Here is an 18,097-nt window from a genome sequence, read left to right on the forward strand (position 1 = left end):
GACGCTACGCCCGCATCCGGTCCGGTACCTCAGAGGCGGAGGCGGCTGAAGACCCGGGAGACGTCACCGTGACGGTGCGCGGTGACGGACACCGTCTGCTCCCGCAGGAAGTGCAGCATCTCGACGATGCCGGACTCCACCACGGGGTCGTCGTGGATGGTCGTCTCGGTGCCGGCGCCCAGGGCCTCCTCGAGGGCACGGGCGTCACCGCCGAGCAGCCGGACGCGTGACCCGGGGCCGCCGAAGGCCGCGTGCCGTCGGGGCTCCGCTCCCTGCGCGAGCACCAGGTCGATCGGGTCGACCTCCGGCTCAGCGCCGTCCGACCACCCGTCCTGCAGCAGGGTGCCCGCCGCAGCCCGTCCCAGGAACGTGGCGTCGTCCTCGACGACCTGGTCGACCACGTCGAGGGGCGAGCGCGCCGTCGAGAACAGCGGCAGGAGTTCGGCGGGCAGCGGACGGGCGGTGCTGAGGAGCACGTGCGCGCGCGCTGCGGTCGCGGCGACGAGCACGCGGACGAGGTCGCCGGCGCCGACCCCCGAGGACTGCCGGACCACGACCGACTGCGGGCGGAACCGGATGACGTTCCGCTCGACGACCAGGTCGGCCGTGTCCCGCGATCGTCCGTACAACGATGCCCGGGCAGCGGCATCGCTCTCGGCCCCGGCACGGACGCGGTCGAACTCCTCGAAGGACAGTCCGGCCCGCGCCGCCTCGATGACGGCGGTGACGCGGTTGCCGAGTCCCTGCAGCTGGATGTTCCGGTGCGGCTGACGTCGGGTCGGGTCCCACCGGTCCGCCCCGATCACGGCCAGCGGCCCGCCGCGGTGCACGGTCGGACCGACCGCGGTCCCGCGCCACCCGCCGACGGGCTGGCGTCCCGGCCGGGCCCCGGTGGTCGGGCGGTCGACCACGAGCACGCCGGCCCGGGTCCGGTCGGACCAGGTCGCGACCTCGTCGGGGTCGAGGGTGTGGAGCGCCGCGACGGAGCCGCCGTCGACGGAGTGCTGCAGGGCGATCGCCTCGTCGAGGGTCTCCACGCGGACGACGTCGAGGACGGGTGCCGGCACGGCCGTCCGCGCGAGGTCGCCCGTGGCGCGGACGCCCTCCCGCACACCTGGCGACCAGAGCCGGCCGGTGTCGTCCAGCGCGACCGGTTCGACGAGCCAGGACTCCCCCGGGCGCAGCTCGGTGAGTGCGGTCCGGACGGCGCCGGTCGGCTCGGCGACGAGCGGCCCGACCTGGGCGGTCGCGTCCGTCGGCCACGCGGTGCGCAGGCCACGGACGGCATCGGCTAGCTGCTCGCGGAAGCGCGGGCTCTCCCCCACGGACCCGACGAGCACGAGCAGCGACACCGCCGACGACGCCTGTCCGGAGCGGGCGAAGGCGGAGGCGACGACGTCGCGCACCGCCTGGTCGAGGTCGGCCGAGGGGGTGACGACCGCGGTGACGACCCCGGTGAGCTCCGCCACGAGGGGCAGGTCCGCGCGCCACCAGCGGTAGGACCGAGCGGTCTCCGGGGTGCCGGTCAGGACGACGCGGTCGACGGCGGGGTGCGCCACGAGGTCGCGTGCGAGGTCGCTACCGTCGAGGTCGACGAGCTGGAGCAGGGAGTGCGGGACCCCGGCGTCCCAGAGCACGTCGGCGAAGACGGCACCGGTGCGTCGGGCGGCGGTGGCGGGCTGGAGCACGACCCCGCTGCCCGCGGCGAGCGCGGTGAGCACACCGTCGGCGGCATCGAGGAGCGGGGCGTTCCACGAGGGCACGACGACCGTCAGGCGCGGCGGGACCGGGACCGCCCCGTTGATGTCCTCGAGGTGTCGCGTGCGGTCCGCGGCGTGCGTGGCGGCGTCGACAGCCCGGCTGACCTCGCCGTCGGCGTCGGTCAGGGTGAGCCCGAGCTCGGCGATCATCGTCTCGACGAGTGCCCCGCGGTGGGTCTCGAGCGCGTGGCCGATCAGGTCGAACAGCTCGGCACGGTCCTCCGGGTCCTGGCGGCCCCAGTTCACACCGGCCTGGGCGGTGCGGGCGACGAGACGCTCGAGGCGTCCGCGGTCGGTGATGCGGGCGGCACGGATCGTCCTGGTGCCGCGCTGCGACTCCGGTACCCGGGCGAGCACCTCGGCGGCCCACGCGCGGTTGCCCGGCGTGGAGGGGTCGGTGTCCTGCGTGTTCTCGGCAGCCGAGCGCAGCACCGGGTCACCCGGCGGCCGTCGGCGGTCCTGGGTGCGGCGCGTGGGCGGCGCGGGACGGAGGAGCGCGGCCACGGCGTCGACGTGCTCGGCGGTGGCACGCTCGACGGCAGCGGTGTCGTCGGTCGAGCCGGTCGTGTCCGCCGCCGTCGACCCGGCCGTGGTCGAGCCGCCCACCGGGCGGTGGCCGGCGACCTCGCGCAGTCGACGAGCGAGGTACGGGACGGCAGCGTCGAACTCGTCGGGCCGCACCAGTGGCACACCGAGGACCACGTGGCCGAACGCCGTGCGCAGCACCTCGGCGTACCGCGTCGTGCCGAGGAGCAGCTCGGGTCCGACGACGTCGAGCACGCCGCGGCGCTCGGCGAGCACGTGCGCGGTCGCGAGGGCGAACGGGTCGTCGGTGGCGACACCGACGTGCACTGCGTCGGTCCGCTCGGGGTCGATCGCCGTGTCGAGCAGGCGCAGGAACGCGGTGTCCGTCGTGCGGGTGTCCGCGGTCACGGCGAGCGGCCGGCTCTCGAGCACGGCGTCGACCCCTTCGGTGGCGAGGAGCGTGCCCTTGGTGAAGCGGACGCGCACGGGTGCCCCGCCGGATGCCCGACGCTCCCGTGCTGCGGTCGTCACCCGGTCGAGCAGGTCGAGCGACTCGGGGAGTTCGGCGGGCAGGGTCACCCCGAGGGTGAGCTCCCGCGTGCCGTCGTGCTCGAGCAGCGCGCTCAGGACCGCGACGGCCCGTTCGACACCTCGGGCGCGGCCGGACTGCAGGGTGACCACGGGCGGTGTCGGCCGGCTCGCCGCGGTGTGCAGGAGCGGTGTGAGGTGCCGGACCGCGTCGGCGACGGCGGCGTCGAGGTCCCACGGGGACACCGGCGGCAGCACAGCGTCGAGGTCGACGGTGACGGCGGCGACGTCCTGGTGCAGCAGGTCGTCGAGTGCCGCGAGCCGTCGGTCGCGGCCGGCCGGTCCGAGCACGGCTGGGCCGAGCAGGTCGACGTCGAGTCGGGTGTCCGGTCCGCCGACCTTCGCGAGTGCCGCGGGGGTCCGGGCGGGCGTGGCGTCGACGACGAGGTGTCCTGCGAGTCGCCGGAGCACCTTCCGCGCGGAGGGGACGACCGCCCACGGCGCCATGGTCGCGAAGCCACCGCCCACCGTCACCGCGCCGCGGAGGTACCAGGCGAGGTCGTCCGGTACCGCCCGGCTCGCGCGCTCGAGGTTCCGGGCGACGACCTTCGGGTCCTCCGGCCGGACCACGACGTCGACGAACGCGCGGGCGAACTCGGCGCCACGGTGGTCGGCGAGCAGCTCGGCCAGACGTGCGGCCGCGGGCTCCGGCTTCACCCCGCGGGCGGCCTCGATCCACCCCTGTGCCCGCATGACCGCGTCGTCGGTGCAGTCTCGGAGGTGCGGGGTCGGCATGGAGTGATCGTATTCCGGGCGTCCGACGTGACCTCTGAGCGCGCCGAGTGCCGCCCCGGAGTCAGCCGAACGGATGATCCTCGGTCCCGCGGCACGCCCGCTGGTTACGCTGGCGGTCATGGCGGAGCAGGGCGGCGAGGGGCACGACTGGGCGACCTGGGACGCGTTCCACGACGTCTGGCGTCGGCTCGACCGGGCGCTCGACCAGGCCGTCCAGCAGGGTGCCGGCATCTCGATCCCCGAGTTCGAGATCCTGATCGGCCTGCACCGCGCTCCCGACCACCGGTTGCGGGTCCGTGACGTCGCCGCGGGCATCGGGTGGGAGAAGTCGCGCGTGAGCCACCAGGTCACGCGGATGGTCGGGCGCGGGCTCGTCGCCCGCGCGGACTGCCCGGCGGACGGACGTGGCAGCTGGGTGACGATGACGACCGAGGGTCGGCGCGCGGTGCTCGCCGGCATCCGCGCGCACACCGCGGCACTCGAGGAGCTGTTCTGGAGGCCCGTGGCTGCGGATGCGGACACCCTGCGGTCCGTCTCCCACCGCGTCCTCGACGCACTCGGTCCGGTCGAGCCGGAGGCCTGAGGAGAGCCCGCTCGCGGGACCGGCTCAGCTGGAGCCTGCGAGCACCTCCGCGACGGCCGCGGCCGTCACGTCGGCACGCTCGTGGTCGTCCGCGGTGAGGGTGACGACGGCGTCGGCGACCGGGTCCAGGAGCACGAGCTGCCCGTACGCCCCGTGCAGTCGCCAGGTCCGTCCCGGGCCGCCCCAGCCCGCGAGGGCGTAGCGGTCGTACGACGGTGACGACCCCGCCGCGACCCAGTCGGTGTGCATCGCGTCGACGACCGCCGCGGGCACGAGCTGACGCCCGTCCGCCGCGCCGCGGTCCCGCAGCAGCCGGCCGATGCGCGCGACCTCGGCGGTGCGGAGCCACAGGCCGCCGCCCGCGACGACGTGACCGAGCGGGCAGCGGTCCCAGCGGACGTCGTCGATGCCGAGCGGGGTGAAGATGCGGTCCTGCGCGTACGCGCCGACGTCGCCGACCCGTGCGGCCAGGGCCCTCGCGGCCGTGTAGGTGCTGGCGTTCGCGTACCGGAACGACCGTCCGACGGTCGGGCGTCCCAGGAACTCCCGTGCCAGGTCCGGCCAGTCGGTGGTCTGCGTCGGCGACCACGGCATGTCGATGCCGCTCGTCATGGTCAGCAGGTGTCGGAGCGTGACGTCCCGCACACCCGGTCCGAGCACGACGTCGGGCAGCAGCGTGCCGACGGACTCGTCGAGCGCGATCAGCCCGTCGTCCGCGGCGGTCGCGACGGCCAGGACGACCACGCCCTTCGCGACGGAGTGCACGTCACGGCGGACGTCGGCGGACCAGTGGTGCTCGGCGGTGTCGTCGCCGACCAGCACGTGCAGGCCGTGGGCGCGGAAGCCCGTCCGCGCGACCGCGCGGACGACGTCGTCGAGCACTGGTGCGGCGCGGTCCACCCCGCCATCATCCCGTGTGTCGAGCGAGGTCGGTGCTCACCAGGGACCCGCGTTCGCCGCGCAGTCGGACCTGCACCTCGGCGATGTCGTCGCGCGGGACGTCCGTCGACGCCGACAGCCCGCGGGCCTCGGCCCCGGCTGCCGACCACGAGGCCACGGTCTGCACGGAGCCGTCCTTCCGGACCACCACGAGGTCGTACATCACCGAGCCGTCCGCCGACCACTCCCTGCCGCCGTACGAGCACCCCCAGTCGAAGCGCGTGCCCCACTGCTCGCCGCTCACGGCCAGGTCGACGTCGAGACCCTGCGACCCGGTCATCGTGTAGCGGTCACCCGCGGTCGTCGGTGCGGACGTCGTGGGCGCGCCACCGGCCTGCACCGTCGCACCTCGTCCACCGGCCGTGCCGACGGCGAGCCCGCCGAGCACGGCGGCGACGACCGCCAGCCCCGCGGTCACGGCGACCCATGCCCGACGGCGGCGACGACGGTGTCGGACGCGGTGCGCGACGGCGGCGAGGGCGCTCTCGGGACGCGTGTCGGGCCTCCCGTCCGGTGCCGCGATCTCGACCGCCTGGTCGGCCGGGAGCTTCGCGAGCAGACCGGGCAGGCCGACGAGCTCGGCGACGGCCGCCGTGCAGCGGTCGCACGTCTCGAGGTGCCGCTCGTACTCGAGCCGCTCGTCGGGCGTGAGCGAGCCGAGGACGTACGCCGCGTCCCACTCCGCGTACCGGTCCTCGCTCATCGGGTCACTCCTCGTTCCTGCAGTGCGAGCCGGAGGGCCCGGAGCCCGTAGTGCAACCGCGACTTCGCGGTGCCCTCGGGGATGTCGTGTCGTCGTGCGATCTCCGGCACGGTGTGGCCGAGCCAGTAGGCGTCGACAACCACGCGGCGGTGGTCCGGGCTGAGCGACGCGAGTGCGTCCGCCACGACGATGCGGTCGAGCACCGCGTCCGTCCGGTCGGCCTCGGCACGGTCGACCGGGTGCTCGGAGCCCTGCTCACGCCGGTTGCGTGCGGAGCGGGCGTCGTCGACGACCAGGTTCCGGGCGACCGTGAACAGCCAGGCCCGTGCGCTGTCGGGCGCCCGCTCGAGCACCGCCGGACGCTGCCAGGCGCGGACCATGGTCTCCTGCACGACGTCCTCGACGGTCGAGCCGTCCCGCGTCAGGTGCCGGACGTACCGGGTGAGCGCGTCGCCGTGCTCGCGGTACAGCGTCGCCAGCAGCTCGTCGGCGGAACGGCTCGTCACGGTCACTTCGCCAGGTCGAGGGAGAACTCGACCGAGCCCTTCCCGTCCACGGTGACGAAGCCGAGCGACGGGGCCTCGACCCCGTAGTCGGCGAAGGTGATCGGGACCGAGCCGACGACCTGGACGGCCCCGTTCTTCGTCACGGCGACCTGCGCATCGGCCGTGACCGGCTTCTCGACGCCGTGCAGGTCCATCGTGCCGGTGAGCGTGACGTCCTGGGTGCTGCCGTCGAGCGCCTTCGAGACGTCGACCGGCTCCGTCAGCGCGAACGTCGCCGTCGGGTACCGGTCGGTCTGCAGGGCCTTGCTCCGGAAGTACTCGTCGCGCGCGGCCTCGGGTGTGGAGATCGTCGCGACCTGCACCGTGACGGTCGCCTTCGTGAGCGAGCCGCCGTCGACCGTCGCCGTGCCCTGCACGTCCTTCGTCCGACCGACCACGTCCACATCATTCCCCTGCAGGACCTCGTGCACGCGGTACCCGGCGTACGAACTGCTCGTGCTCGTCCAGGTGCCGTCGGCCTGCTGGGCATCGAGCGTCGCACCGGAGCCGGACGGAGCGGCGCTCAGCGAGGGGGCGGCGGCGGCCTGGCCGTTGACGGTGTTCGCGTAGATGACCGGGCCGGCGATGACGGCTGCGGCGCCGATGACGACGACACCGGTGGCGATGCCGATGACGACCTTCGTACGTGTGCGGAGTCCCATGCCCTGACGACGAGACAGCCGGCCGGATCGTTCACCCGGACGTGCGGAAGGCGCCGCTCCCGTGGTCGGGAGCGGCGCCTTCTCGTGGTGGTGCCGGTGCGGCGGTTGTGCCGCGGGGCGTTACTTGATCTGCGCGGTGATCGTGGCGGTGCCGACGAGCATGCCGCGCTTGACGGCGTCGGTGCTGAAGGTCTTGTTCAGCAGGCCAGCAGCGTCTTCGGAGATGTGGACGGTGGTGCCGGTCAGGACCGCGTTGTCACCCTCGAGCTGCAGCGGCTTGAGAGAACCACCCCAGAGCTCGAACAGGTAGGCGTTCGACGCGGCGACCTCGCCGTTGACGAGGACGTCACCGTAGAGCTTGGACGAGCCCGGGTTCACGACGAAGTTCTCGAGCGTGACCGTGGTGTCGCCGGCCTTGAGGGTCAGACCCGAACCGTTGTGGTTCAGCAGGCCCTGCACGTAGGGGCGGTAGTTGCCGTCCGGGCTCCAGTAGGTGACCGAGCCGGCGGTGATCGGGAACGACACGGCGCCGTCCTCGAGCTTCGCGTCGCCCGAGACGCCCGGGGTCAGACCCAGCGAGGTCAGCGCGTCGGTGAAGCTGCTGTCGAGCGCGACGGAGGTGTCGCCGCCGAGGACGTCCGGCACGGATGCGACCGGGGCGGGGATCTTCGACGCCTCGGACGAGGAGGAGACCGTCTGCACGTTCGGGGTCGCGGCGTTCGCCGAGCTGATGCCGAACGCGGCACCACCGAGGACGAGGGCGCCGGTGGTGGCGAGGGTGATCGAGGTCTTGAGGGACTTGCGCATGAGATGCGTTCCTTTCGTCGTCGCGCTCGGCGCGGACACTGTGTGTGCGCCGAACACACCCCGGAAAGGGGTGGAGAACCAGCTACTTGCGGCTGGTGAGCGCTCCGGGTGTTTCCCGGTTGATGCAGGTGATTCGGGACCCTCCACCGAAGGGTTTGGACGAGTTCTGAGTCGTTATCTCTCCGTTACAAACCCGAGGGACGCAGCGCCCGTACGGGTCGCACGAGCACCGCGCCCGAGTCGCCTCCCGGGGGACACTCCTGCCCGGACAGCGGTGGAGGCGCTCCCGCGTAGCGTGCGCCGCATGAGCGACCAGCAGCACGAGAACACCCCGACCGACGGCTCCACGGACGCCCCCGAGAGCGAGTTCCAGCGCACCGAGGACCTGCCCGACGGTTCATCCACCGGCAACGCGACCGAGGACCCGCAGCAGGACAGCGACGTCGACTCGGGCGGCGAGCCCGAGTCGCCGGACAACGAGCAGGTCTGATGACCGACGGCCCGGGCCCTCGCGCTCGGGCCGCTCCGACGCGCACCTGACAAGCTCAGGGCATGCAGCACCGCTCCCCCGTCGTCATCGCCGGCTGCGGCGACCTCGGTACCGAGGTCGCCCTGCGCTTCGCGGCGCTCGGCCACCCGGTCACCGGGCTCCGCCGTCGCGCCGAGCGCATCCCCGCACCGATCGCCGGCCGCAGCGTCGACCTCCGACACGAGGTCCCGACGATCGCCCCGGAGACGGGCGTGGTCGTCGTCGCCTTCGCCGCCGGCTCCCGTGCCGTGGACGAGTACCGCGCGACCTACGTCGACGGCCTGCGCAACGTGCTCGACGGCATCGACGCGTCCGGCGCCTCGCCCCGGCTGCTCGTCGTGTCCTCGACCGCGGTGTACGACGTCGACGACGGCAACGAGGTGACCGAGGAGACCCCGGCGCGGGCGAGCACCCCGACCGCCGGCGTCCTGCTCGAGGCCGAGGCGCTGCTGCGGGAGCGGGCACCCGAGGCCGTGCTCGTCCGGCTGTCGGGCATCTACGGGCCCGGCCGCGAGCGACTGATCGACCAGGTGCGGTCCGGGCAGGCCCGGCTGTCGCTCGGCACGTCGCCCCACACGAACCGCATCCACCGGGACGACGCCGCCGCGGCACTCGTCCACCTGGCGGGGGTGGACGACCCCGCACCGACGTACCTCGGTACCGACGACGAACCGGTCCGACTCGACGACGTCCTGACGTTCCTGGCGCACGAGCTCGGCGTCGAGCAGCTGCCGAGCGCCGAGCCCGAGGGGCGGCAGGCAGGCGGCGACAAGCGGCTCGCGAACGCCCTGCTGCGCTCGACCGGCTGGGAGCCGCGGTACCCGACGTTCCGCGAGGGCTACCGGGCCGTGTTCGCCGGCGAGGGCACCCGGCACCCGTAGGCGCCGCTGCGCGGACGACGGCCGGGAGGCACGTGGCGGCTCCGCCATGCCCCTCCCGGCCGCCGCCGGTCACGTCAGTGCCGCTCAGTGCTCGTCGTAGTGGTCCTCGTGACGGGCGTGCCGGTGGCCGTCGTGCACGAAGTCGACGTGGTCGCCGTGCTCGACGGTCTCGTGCTCGCCGCCGTCCTGCTCGTGGTCGTGGTCGGCGACGTCGTGCTCGGCGACGCGGTGCTCCTCGGCCTCGGCGGCGGGGGTGGTGTTCGGGTCCGACATGGTTCCTCCTTCGTGAGATCGGTTCTCACAAGGAGCCTACGTCGCAGCTCCGGTCCTGTCCGGGCTCAGTGCCAGCGGTGGTCCTGGATCGTCATCCGCGGGCCGAACGTCGGCTTCCGGAAGCCCGAGCCCCCGATCAGTCGCACGATGCGCTCGCGGTGCCCGCGCCAGGGCTCGAGGAGCTCGAGCATCCCGTCGTCGTCGACGGGGCCGCCCGTCAGTGCCCACCCGACGAGGGCCGGCACGTGGTAGTCGCCCACGCTCGGCGAGTCCGGGTCCCCGTGCGCCCGCTGCGCCGTCTCGGCAGCGGTCCACTGCCCGATGCCCGGGACCGACTGCAGCCGCTGCGACACGACCGCGCCACCACGACCGAGCCCCAGCGTCCGCTCGAGCGCGGGCGCGACCTTGACCGCCCGCATCACCGTCGCCGAGCGACCGGGCTCGATGCCCGCCCTGTGCCACTCCCAGCTCGGGATCCGCGCCCACTGCTCGGGGGCCGGCGGGACGAACATCTCCGCGGGCGCCGGACCGGGTGCCGGCTCGCCGAAGCGCCGGAGCAGGTACCGCCACGCGCGCCAGGCCTGTCGCGAGGTCACCTTCTGCTCCATGATCGCCGGCACCAGCATCGCCACGACGGTGTTCGTCCGGAGCAGCCGTAACCCCGGCTGACGGTGTCGCGCCTCGGCCAGGAAGGCGTGCGCGCTGACGTCGAGGTCGGACCAGTCGTCCCCGCGCCCGAGCAGGTCCGGTGCGTGTTCGACCGCCCAGGCGGCACCGGCACCCCACGCGGAGACCGCGACGGCATCGCTGCCCGCCCGGCGCACGAGCACCGAGGCAGCCCCCGCCGGCGTGCGCAACGCGAGCCACGTGTCGGACCCGACCACCTGGAAGGCGGGGTCGCCGGAACCGCGCTGCAGGGGCCGGAGGGTCGCGCGGACGTCCACCGCGCCTCCAGGCCGGTACACGGTGTCGACCCGGACGGCCGCAGCGGAGGTCAGGCCGGACCCGACGCCCCGGCCGGACGCACCCGGCCGCCGACCGGGCGCTCCGGACGGACCGGAGGCGACGGAGGACGGCAGGGACACACGGGGATGGTAATGCCACACCACCGTCAGACATGATGGGGAGGTCCCCGCAACCCGACGACGTTGGAGTCTCCGTGCGCATCGGCATCCTCACCTCCGGAGGCGACTGCCCCGGCCTCAACGCGGTCATCCGCGCCATCGTGCTCAAGGGCATCGCGATCCACGGCCACGAGTTCGTCGGGTTCCGCGACGGCTGGCGGGGCGTCGTCGACGGGGACATCGTGCCCCTCGGTCGCAAGGACATCCAGGGCATCGCCAAGCAGGGCGGCACGATCCTCGGAACCAGCCGCACGAACCCCTTCGAGGGACCGAACGGCGGCGTCGAGAACATCACGAAGACCCTCGAACGGCACGGCATCGACGCCATCGTGGCGATCGGCGGCGAGGGCACCCTGGCCGCGGCGAAGCGCCTCACCGACGCCGGCCTGCGGATCGTCGGCGTCCCGAAGACCGTCGACAACGACCTCGGTGCCACCGACTACACGTTCGGCTTCGACACCGCCGTCGCCATCGCGACCGAGGCCATGGACCGCCTCCGCACCACGGGCGAGTCCCACTCGCGCTGCATGGTCGCCGAGGTCATGGGCCGGCACGTGGGCTGGATCGCGCTGCACTCCGGCATGGCAGCGGGCGCGCACGCGATCCTCATCCCCGAGCAGAAGACGAGCATGGAGCAGATCGCGGCGTGGGTGCGTGCCGCCTACGACCGGGGACGGGCGCCGCTCGTGGTCGTCGCCGAGGGCTTCGTGCCGGACCACGAGGACAACGCGCACACGGAGCGCGGCCTCGACGCGTTCGGGCGGCCGCGGCTGGGCGGGATCGGCGAGCGTCTCGCGCCGATGATCGAGGAGATGACGGGCATCGAGACCCGTGCCACGACGCTCGGGCACATCCAGCGCGGTGGGACCCCGACCGCGTACGACCGGGTGCTGTCGACGCGGCTCGGGCTCGCGGCGATCGACTCCGTGGTCGAGGGGCGGTGGGGCCGGATGGTCGCGCTCCAGGGCACGGAGATCGTGCACGTGTCGTTCGAGGACGCCCTGGGTGAGCTCAAGACGGTCCCGCAGGCGCGGTACGACGAGGCCGCCATCATGTTCGGCTGAGCGGCGCGGCGCAGTTCCGCGCGTAGGAGGCCGTTCCTTCCTGCTCACCATGCGCGGATCGTCCTTCCATCCTCCGTGCGATGGGTCGGAACGACGGCCGGGAGGCACGGGGTAGCGTCCGGTCCATGACGCGCGCAGTCCTCGTCTCCCGTTCCACCCCACCCGCGATCACGCAGGTCGACCTCCCCGACCCCACCGAGGGCGAGGCGTGCGTCGACGTCACGTACTCGAGCGTGAACTACAAGGACGGGCTCGCCCTGGCGGGCAACCCCGGCGTCGCCCGGATCGACCCGCTGGTCCCGGGCATCGACGTCGTCGGCACCGTGTCGGCGCTCGGCCCCGGGGTCCACGACGTCGCGATCGGTGACCGCGTGGTGTGCAACGGCGCCGGCCTGGGCGAGACGCGGCACGGCGGGTGGGCGGAGCACGCCATCGTGCCCAGCGGGTCCCTCGTCGTGCTGCCGGACACGGTCGAGGACTCGTTCGCGGCGGCGATCGGCACCGCCGGCTTCACCGCGATGCTCTCCGTCCTCGCCCTCGAGCGGACGGTCTCGCCCGAGGACGGGCCGGTGCTCGTGACGGGGGCGTCCGGCGGCGTCGGCACGGTGGCGATCGCCCTGCTCGCCGCCCGCGGGTACCGCGTGACCGCCTCGACCGGGCGGCGGGCGAACGAGGCCTCGCTCCGTGCCCTCGGCGCGTCGGACGTGGTCGACCGCGCAGCGATCGCCGAGCTCGGCAAGCCGCTGCAGCGCGCGACCTGGGCCGGCGCCGTGGACAGCGTCGGCGGCGCCACGCTCGCGAACGTCCTCGCCGCGACGAGGTGGGGTGGCGCGGTGACGGCGTGCGGCCTGGCGCAGGACTCCGCGTTGCCGACGTCGGTGATGCCGTTCATCCTGCGCGCGGTGTCGTTGCTCGGCATCAACTCGGTCGAGGCACCCCTGCCGCTGCGACAGCGGGCCTGGGAGCGGCTCGCGACCGACCTCGACCCGGCACTGCTCGCCGACGTCACCCGCACGGTCGACCTCGAGCACGCCGTCGCGGTCGGCGCCGAGGTGGTCGCCGGACGGGTGCACGGCCGGACGGTGGTCGACCTGCGACGCTGATGCTTTTCCCTCTCAGGTGATTTCCCGAACGCTTGCCAACTGACACGCTAGGTTTGGCACACGGAACACCCGAACCTGTGAGGAGCAGCCATGCCGGTACCCAAGTCGTCGGTGGAGTCGTCCCCCCGGAAGCTCCTGCGGGACGTCGTGCTCGAGAAGATGCTCGCCGCGATCCAGGACGGCACGCTGCAGGCCGGTGAACGCCTCAACGACGACGAGCTCGTCGCGTGGCTCGGCGTCAGTCGGACCCCGATCCGCGAGGCCATCGCGAAGCTCGTCGACTTCGGGCTCGTCGAGATGGAGGCGAACCGGTACACCCGCGTCGCGTCCCCGACCCGCGAGCAGTACGACGACGCGTTCCAGCTGCTCTTCGGCTTCGCCGAGCTCGCCGCCCGCTGGGCCGTGCCGAACCTCGACGACGCCGCCGTGAAGCAGCTCGGCAAGCTCCTCGACCAGGCCCGCAAGCACGCCGACGCCGAGGACCGCGCCCTGAACGACGACGTCGACGCGCTCATCGCGTTCCTCGTCGCGCACTCGGGCAACGAGCTGCTCGTCAAGACCGCCGAGGGCATCGTCAACCGCGCGAAGTTCGTGCGCATCGGGCAGCCGGAGTTCGTGTTCTGGGACGTCAAGCACGGGCTCGACTCGTTCCGTGCAGCGGCGAAGGCCCGCGACGGCGAGGCCGCCGGTGCCGTCATCCGCGGCATGTCCCGCGCGATGGCCGAGCACATGGCGGAGATCCGCGCCGCGAACGCGAACGCCGACGCCGACGCGACCGCCTGAGACGGGCGGGGCGGGCTACCCGACCGGGCAGACTGGCCGGGTGACCGACGTCCTGCTCAGAACCGAAGCCCTCCGTGTCACCCGCTCCGGGCGGGACCTGCTGCACGACGTGGCCCTGACCGTCCGCAGCGGTGAGCACTGGGCGCTGCTGGGTCCGAACGGCGCGGGCAAGTCGACCCTGCTCGCCGTCCTCGGTGCGAACGGGCACCCGACCGCGGGCACCGTCGAGCTGCTCGGCCGTCGGCTCGGCCGCGTCGACGTGCGGGAGCTCCGCGAGCACATCGGGCACGTCGACCCGCGACACCGCATGCTGTCGCCGCTGACGGTCACCGAGACCGTCCTGACCGGGCTGACCGGCACGACGGACCTCATGATGCGGTGGGAGCCGACGCCGGAGCAGCTCGAGACCGCCCGACGGCACGTCGCGGACGTCGGCCTCGCGGCACGGGCCGACACCCGGTGGCCGGTGCTGTCGCAGGGCGAACGCGGGCGGACCCTCATCGCCCGGGCATTGATGAGCGAACCGCGCCTGCTGCTGCTCGACGAGCCGGCCACCGGACTCGACGTCGCCGCGCGCGAGCACCTGCTCGAGACGGTCGACGCCCTGCGCCAGCGCCAGCCGGACCTCGGCAGCGTGATGGTGACCCACCACCTCGAGGACCTGCCCGCGTCGACCTCGCACGCGATGCTGCTGCGCGACGGCGCCGTGGTGGCCCAGGGCCCGGCCGACGAGGTCGTCACGTCCGAGGCGGTGTCGCACGCCTTCGCCTTCCCGCTGGCCATCGAGCGGACCGCTGGCCGCTGGCACGCGCGCCGCGCGGAGTAGCCGCACCGCGCCTCCCGTCCGGATCCACCTCTGGTCGGGGAACCGTGCGCCGCGTCGTCCGGACGGCGGGGTGCGCAACCGTCCGTCCGGACGGTGTGAAATGTGGTGTTCCAGCGCTTCACTGTTCATGTCGACGGAGAGACCGCCGACACGACCGAACGGAGCACATCGTGAACACCATCAAGAAGACCATCCTCGCCACGTCGGCCGGGCTCGCCCTCGTGGGTGGGGTCGTCCTCGCGCCGCTCACGGCGCACGGCGAACCGGACCGGTCGGAGACCGGTCGGCCGACCACCTCGCAGCAGCAGACCGGCAACCAGGGACAGGACCGGAAGGACCCTCGGACGCCGGACACGAAGGGGTCCGGCGGGAAGTCGGGGTCGACCGGGTCCGGCGCGCGGGGGTCGGGCGGGAACGACGGATCGACCACGCCCGCGGAGAAGAAGAAGCAGCCGCAGTCCGAGCAGCAGCGCCAGCAGCAGCCGGCGGGTGACCGCTTCACCTGCACGAAGGGCACGAAGCCGACACCGGTGTACGGCAAGGACGGACGCATCACGCCGGAGAGCGCTCGGCAGCTCCTCGCGGCCGGGTGCAGCGCGAACGACGGATCGGAGCTGGAGGAGGCGGCGAACCCCGACCGCCACTCGGGGAAGAGCACCCCCGGATCTGGCAGCTCGAAGCCGAAGGCCCCGGTCGGGAAGCAGGGCGTCACCCAGCCCCCGACCAAGCTCCCGCGCGTCGCGGGGTGATCCGGCTCGGGGCCGCGGCGCCACATCGCCGCGGCCCCGCCGTCTCCCCACCGCTGATCCCTCGGACCGTCGAAAGGACCGATCCATGACCCTCGACCGCCGTGCGGCGCTCCGTTGCCTCGGACTCACGGTGGGTGCTGCCCTCGTGGCAGGTGCGTCGGCGTGCAGCACCACCTCCACGGACCCGCGTCCGTCACGTCCGACGTCACCCGCGCAGGGCCAGTCCCCGCCGAGCCCCACACCGAACCGTTCCCCGGAGGCGAGCACCGCACCGGCCGGTCCGCCCACCGAGGACCTGCCGGTCGCCGTGCACGACGCCGTCATCGGCGCACTCCTGCCCGGGCCCGACGCTGTGGCGTCACACGCCGGGCTCCTCGATCACGACCTCGTGCTGTACGCGGCCCGCGACGGAGAACCGGTCGCCGTGCTCCCCGGGCGCAACTTCCTGCGGGGACCGACCGTGGTCGCCGCGGTGACCACGACCGGCGACTGGACGCTCGTCCTGACGCCCGCCCGGCAGACGCTGCCCTCGGCGGCGGGTGCGTCGGGGGCACCCGCGCAGACGGCGGCGTGGGCGCGGACCGACGAGCTGCCCGCGATGCAGCCAGCCACCGCCTCGGTCACGGTCCGTGTGGCGGAGCAGTCGATGACGATCACGACAGCGCAGGGATCGCACCGGCACGAGGTCGGAGTCGGACAGGACTCCACCCCGACGCCGACGGGTGTGAGCGGCTACCTCCAGGCCCGCTACGTGGACCCCGCGCAGGCGCTGGCGCCCGGGGCGATCCAGCTCACCTCGCTGCACGCGACCGCAGCCGACGAACCGTACACCGGCACCGACGGCGGGCTCATCGCGATCCACGCCAACCCGGACCCGCGCGGCCGCGTGTCGCACGGGTGCATCCGCGTTCGACCGGGTGCCGTCGCGCAGCTCGACGCACTGCCGCTGGGGACGCCGATCGTCGTCCTGCCCTGACGATCAGTCCCGGACGACCCCGCAGCGGAACGCCTCGATGACGATGTGCACGCGGTCACGGACCCCGAGCTTCCGCAGGATGCTCGCGACGTGGCTCTTCACGGTCGCCTCGGAGATGAAGAGGGACCGGGCCACCTCGGCGTTCGACGACCCGTCCGCCAGGGCCCGGACGACGTCGAGCTCCCGAGCACTGAGGGCGTCGAAGGGCGAGGCCGGAGCCTGCTGCGGGCGGGCCGTGAGCAACGCCGGCTTCACCGTCTCGACCAGGCGTCGGCACGCTCGAGGCGCCACGATCGCATCGCCCGCGGCCACCGTCCGGACCGCAGTGCAGAGCTCCGCGGCGGAACTCTCCTTGAGCAGGTAGCCGCTCGCGCCGGCGGCGAGGGCGCCGAACACGTGCTCGTCGAGGTCGAACTGCGTGAGCACGAGGACCTTGACGGCCGGGAAGCGCTCCGTGATCCGCCTGGTGGTCTCGATGCCGTCGATCCCCGGCATCCGAACGTCCGTCACGACGACGTCCGGCCGGAGGACACCGACCCGTTCCAGGGCCTGGAGACCGTCCTGCGCCTCCCCCACGACGACGAGGTCGTCCGCCGTCCCGATCACCATCGCGGTCCCGGTGCGGAGCAGGTGCTGGTCGTCGACGACGAGGACGCGGATCACCGTGCCACCGCCGTCGAACGACGCTGGGCGGTCGCGAGGTCGCCGCCGGCCGGAGGGACGACCGCCTCCACGCACCAGGTGCCGTCCTCATGCCCGGGCCCGACTCGGAGGCTCCCCCCGAGCGTCGCCACGCGCTCGGCCATCCCACGCGTCCCGCGGCCGGACCCGCGCACGGTGGCGACCACACCGTCGTTCAGGACCCGCAGGGAGACCCCGCCGTCCTGGTCGTGGTGGACCTCGAGGTCGACCCGTGCCGGACGTGCGTGGCGCAGCACGTTCGTCAGGGCCTCCTGCACCACCCGGTACACCGTCGCTGCGACCCGCTCGTCCCGCGGCTCCCCCGAGATCGTCGCCCTCAACGGGACGCCGACCGCCCGGACGCGCGCGATCATGGCGTGGACATCGCCGTCGACCGGGTCGCTCTCGGCGAGTCGGACGAACCGTCGGACCTCGGTCATGCCGTCCCGTGCGACGCGCGCGACGTCGTCCAGGAGGCGCATCGCCTCGGCGGGCTCGGTCGTGACACGGCTGCGCGCGACCTCGCTGAGTCGACTGACGACGGCGAGCGAGTTGGAGCAGACGTCGTGGACCTCGAGGGCCAGCGCCGCTCGCTCCTCGGCGCGCTGGGTCGTCCTGCGCTCGATGCGCGACTGTGCGAGGAGCCGGAGCACCCGCCATCGGGCGGCCTGTGCACGGCGCACCGCCAATCCCGCGACGATGCCGAACGTGTAGACGATCAGGCACGTCCAGAACCCTCGTGTCGTCCGGCCGATGAGCTGTGTCGACGCCACGAGCACGGTGAGCGCCACACCGCCCGCGACGAGGGTGTGGCGCCAGGGACGCTCGCTGGCGATGGCGAACAGCCCCATCGCGACACCGAAGGGCTCGCTCCCGATGGACTTCCAGCGGTCGTACCAGTCCACTGCGAGCAGCGCGGGGAGCACGACCCACGGCACGAACCGACGGATCCCGACCAGGGCGACGGTCACGGCGGGGATCGCCAGGTGCCAACCGGTCCAGGTCTGGACGACCCGGTCCCCCTTGTCGACCGACCCGTCGTACGTGAGCGAGTACGTCCAGATGACGCACGCGAAGGCGACGGTCACGGCCAGGTCGACGAGGAGTCGGCGAGCGCGCGCGGAGCGGAAGTACGAAGACAGCGTCGTGTTCAGCACACTGGAACACTACATGTCACTCGGTTTCCGCACCAGCGCGAGCTCGACCGCACCCCGACCTTCACAACGCAACGTCGGCGGTTCCGCGCAGCGGGATGTCGCTG

General features: G+C 73.4%; 19 protein-coding genes. 9 read left to right on the top strand and 10 right to left on the bottom strand.

Translation table 11 applies throughout. The features are described from left to right. Window positions 1-29 precede the first annotated feature (29 nt). Window positions 30-3,608 (bottom strand): proline dehydrogenase family protein, encoded by a 3,579-nt coding sequence (locus tag M3666_RS01940; RefSeq protein WP_251154330.1) that lies wholly within the window; start codon window positions 3,606-3,608, stop codon window positions 30-32. A gap of 118 nt (window positions 3,609-3,726) precedes the next feature. Between M3666_RS01940 and M3666_RS01945 the strand changes: the two genes are divergently transcribed. Further along, window positions 3,727-4,191 carry a MarR family winged helix-turn-helix transcriptional regulator gene (locus tag M3666_RS01945; RefSeq protein ID WP_158407717.1) on the top strand — a complete coding sequence of 155 codons (465 nt, stop codon included), beginning with the start codon at window positions 3,727-3,729 and terminating at the stop codon, window positions 4,189-4,191. 24 nt (window positions 4,192-4,215) lie between these two features. Here the strand turns inward: M3666_RS01945 and M3666_RS01950 are convergent, their stop codons facing one another. From M3666_RS01950 to M3666_RS01970, 5 genes are all read right to left on the bottom strand, one after another. After that, complete coding sequence (locus M3666_RS01950; RefSeq protein ID WP_251154331.1) at window positions 4,216-5,091, bottom strand: serine hydrolase; 876 nt, start codon at window positions 5,089-5,091, stop codon at window positions 4,216-4,218. A gap of 7 nt (window positions 5,092-5,098) precedes the next feature. Continuing rightward, complete coding sequence (locus M3666_RS01955; RefSeq protein WP_251154332.1) at window positions 5,099-5,833, bottom strand: zf-HC2 domain-containing protein; 735 nt, start codon at window positions 5,831-5,833, stop codon at window positions 5,099-5,101. Then, window positions 5,830-6,345: a sigma-70 family RNA polymerase sigma factor gene (locus M3666_RS01960; RefSeq protein WP_066651360.1), complete on the bottom strand. Its 516-nt coding sequence runs from the start codon at window positions 6,343-6,345 to the stop codon at window positions 5,830-5,832. The genes M3666_RS01955 and M3666_RS01960 overlap by 4 nt, the downstream gene beginning before the upstream one ends. After that, window positions 6,342-7,040 (bottom strand): YceI family protein, encoded by a 699-nt coding sequence (locus tag M3666_RS01965; RefSeq protein ID WP_251154333.1) that lies wholly within the window; start codon window positions 7,038-7,040, stop codon window positions 6,342-6,344. The genes M3666_RS01960 and M3666_RS01965 overlap by 4 nt, the downstream gene beginning before the upstream one ends. A gap of 120 nt (window positions 7,041-7,160) precedes the next feature. Further along, entirely contained in the window at window positions 7,161-7,847 is a 687-nt protein-coding gene (locus M3666_RS01970) for a hypothetical protein (RefSeq protein WP_066651357.1), read from the bottom strand. A gap of 304 nt (window positions 7,848-8,151) precedes the next feature. On the opposite strand from M3666_RS01970, the gene M3666_RS01975 reads away from it, so the two are divergent. Together M3666_RS01975 and M3666_RS01980 are read left to right on the top strand one after the other, a co-directional pair. Next, window positions 8,152-8,337, top strand: a complete 186-nt coding sequence (locus M3666_RS01975; RefSeq protein WP_058729353.1) for a hypothetical protein — start codon at window positions 8,152-8,154, stop codon at window positions 8,335-8,337. 62 nt (window positions 8,338-8,399) lie between these two features. After that, on the top strand, window positions 8,400-9,257 hold the full coding sequence (locus M3666_RS01980; protein WP_251154334.1) for an NAD-dependent epimerase/dehydratase family protein: 858 nt from the start codon (window positions 8,400-8,402) through the stop codon (window positions 9,255-9,257). 84 nt (window positions 9,258-9,341) lie between these two features. Here the strand turns inward: M3666_RS01980 and M3666_RS01985 are convergent, their stop codons facing one another. Both M3666_RS01985 and M3666_RS01990 read right to left on the bottom strand, forming a co-directional pair. After that, window positions 9,342-9,530, bottom strand: coding sequence for a hypothetical protein (locus M3666_RS01985; RefSeq protein WP_058750533.1), 189 nt, complete (start codon window positions 9,528-9,530; stop codon window positions 9,342-9,344). A 65-nt stretch (window positions 9,531-9,595) separates the two neighbouring features. Further along, complete coding sequence (locus tag M3666_RS01990; RefSeq protein ID WP_251154415.1) at window positions 9,596-10,528, bottom strand: DNA-3-methyladenine glycosylase; 933 nt, start codon at window positions 10,526-10,528, stop codon at window positions 9,596-9,598. Between the two features lie 161 nt (window positions 10,529-10,689). Between M3666_RS01990 and M3666_RS01995 the strand changes: the two genes are divergently transcribed. The 6 genes from M3666_RS01995 to M3666_RS02020 all read left to right on the top strand — a co-directional run bounded on the left by M3666_RS01995 (window position 10,690) and on the right by M3666_RS02020 (window position 16,155). Then, a complete protein-coding gene (locus M3666_RS01995; RefSeq protein ID WP_251154335.1) occupies window positions 10,690-11,718 on the top strand; it encodes a 6-phosphofructokinase in 1,029 nt (342 codons plus the stop codon). Between the two features lie 125 nt (window positions 11,719-11,843). Beyond that, entirely contained in the window at window positions 11,844-12,821 is a 978-nt protein-coding gene (locus tag M3666_RS02000) for an acryloyl-CoA reductase (protein WP_251154336.1), read from the top strand. Window positions 12,822-12,911: 90 nt separating this feature from the next. Continuing rightward, window positions 12,912-13,604, top strand: a complete 693-nt coding sequence (locus M3666_RS02005) for a GntR family transcriptional regulator (protein WP_251154337.1) — start codon at window positions 12,912-12,914, stop codon at window positions 13,602-13,604. A gap of 40 nt (window positions 13,605-13,644) precedes the next feature. After that, window positions 13,645-14,430, top strand: coding sequence for an ABC transporter ATP-binding protein (locus tag M3666_RS02010; protein WP_251154338.1), 786 nt, complete (start codon window positions 13,645-13,647; stop codon window positions 14,428-14,430). Window positions 14,431-14,600: 170 nt separating this feature from the next. Continuing rightward, window positions 14,601-15,179, top strand: coding sequence for a hypothetical protein (locus tag M3666_RS02015; RefSeq protein WP_251154339.1), 579 nt, complete (start codon window positions 14,601-14,603; stop codon window positions 15,177-15,179). An 85-nt stretch (window positions 15,180-15,264) separates the two neighbouring features. Next, entirely contained in the window at window positions 15,265-16,155 is an 891-nt protein-coding gene (locus M3666_RS02020) for a L,D-transpeptidase (RefSeq protein WP_251154340.1), read from the top strand. A 3-nt stretch (window positions 16,156-16,158) separates the two neighbouring features. On the opposite strand, the gene M3666_RS02025 is transcribed toward M3666_RS02020, so the two are convergent. Beyond that, window positions 16,159-16,818: a response regulator transcription factor gene (locus tag M3666_RS02025; RefSeq protein ID WP_251154341.1), complete on the bottom strand. Its 660-nt coding sequence runs from the start codon at window positions 16,816-16,818 to the stop codon at window positions 16,159-16,161. Beyond that, a complete protein-coding gene (locus tag M3666_RS02030) occupies window positions 16,815-17,993 on the bottom strand; it encodes a histidine kinase (protein WP_251154342.1) in 1,179 nt (392 codons plus the stop codon). Before M3666_RS02030 ends, M3666_RS02025 begins: the two co-directional genes overlap by 4 nt. Between the last annotated feature and the right edge of the window lie 104 nt (window positions 17,994-18,097).

Origin of the sequence: Curtobacterium sp. ODYSSEY 48 V2, from assembly GCF_023712625.1 — a bacterium.
Classification (GTDB): domain Bacteria; phylum Actinomycetota; class Actinomycetes; order Actinomycetales; family Microbacteriaceae; genus Curtobacterium.

What these genes read in the sequence shown, in the direction of transcription:
- M3666_RS01940 (WP_251154330.1), bottom strand. Translation starts at nt 3,608, where the DNA reads ATGCCGACCCCGCACCTCCGAGACTGCACCGACGACGCGGTCATGCGG.
- M3666_RS01945 (WP_158407717.1), top strand. Translation starts at nt 3,727, where the DNA reads ATGGCGGAGCAGGGCGGCGAGGGGCACGACTGGGCGACCTGGGACGCG.
- M3666_RS01955 (WP_251154332.1), bottom strand. Translation starts at nt 5,833, where the DNA reads ATGAGCGAGGACCGGTACGCGGAGTGGGACGCGGCGTACGTCCTCGGC.
- M3666_RS01965 (WP_251154333.1), bottom strand. Translation starts at nt 7,040, where the DNA reads ATGGGACTCCGCACACGTACGAAGGTCGTCATCGGCATCGCCACCGGT.
- M3666_RS01970 (WP_066651357.1), bottom strand. Translation starts at nt 7,847, where the DNA reads ATGCGCAAGTCCCTCAAGACCTCGATCACCCTCGCCACCACCGGCGCC.
- M3666_RS01975 (WP_058729353.1), top strand. Translation starts at nt 8,152, where the DNA reads ATGAGCGACCAGCAGCACGAGAACACCCCGACCGACGGCTCCACGGAC.
- M3666_RS01980 (WP_251154334.1), top strand. Translation starts at nt 8,400, where the DNA reads ATGCAGCACCGCTCCCCCGTCGTCATCGCCGGCTGCGGCGACCTCGGT.
- M3666_RS01985 (WP_058750533.1), bottom strand. Translation starts at nt 9,530, where the DNA reads ATGTCGGACCCGAACACCACCCCCGCCGCCGAGGCCGAGGAGCACCGC.
- M3666_RS02000 (WP_251154336.1), top strand. Translation starts at nt 11,844, where the DNA reads ATGACGCGCGCAGTCCTCGTCTCCCGTTCCACCCCACCCGCGATCACG.
- M3666_RS02005 (WP_251154337.1), top strand. Translation starts at nt 12,912, where the DNA reads ATGCCGGTACCCAAGTCGTCGGTGGAGTCGTCCCCCCGGAAGCTCCTG.
- M3666_RS02020 (WP_251154340.1), top strand. Translation starts at nt 15,265, where the DNA reads ATGACCCTCGACCGCCGTGCGGCGCTCCGTTGCCTCGGACTCACGGTG.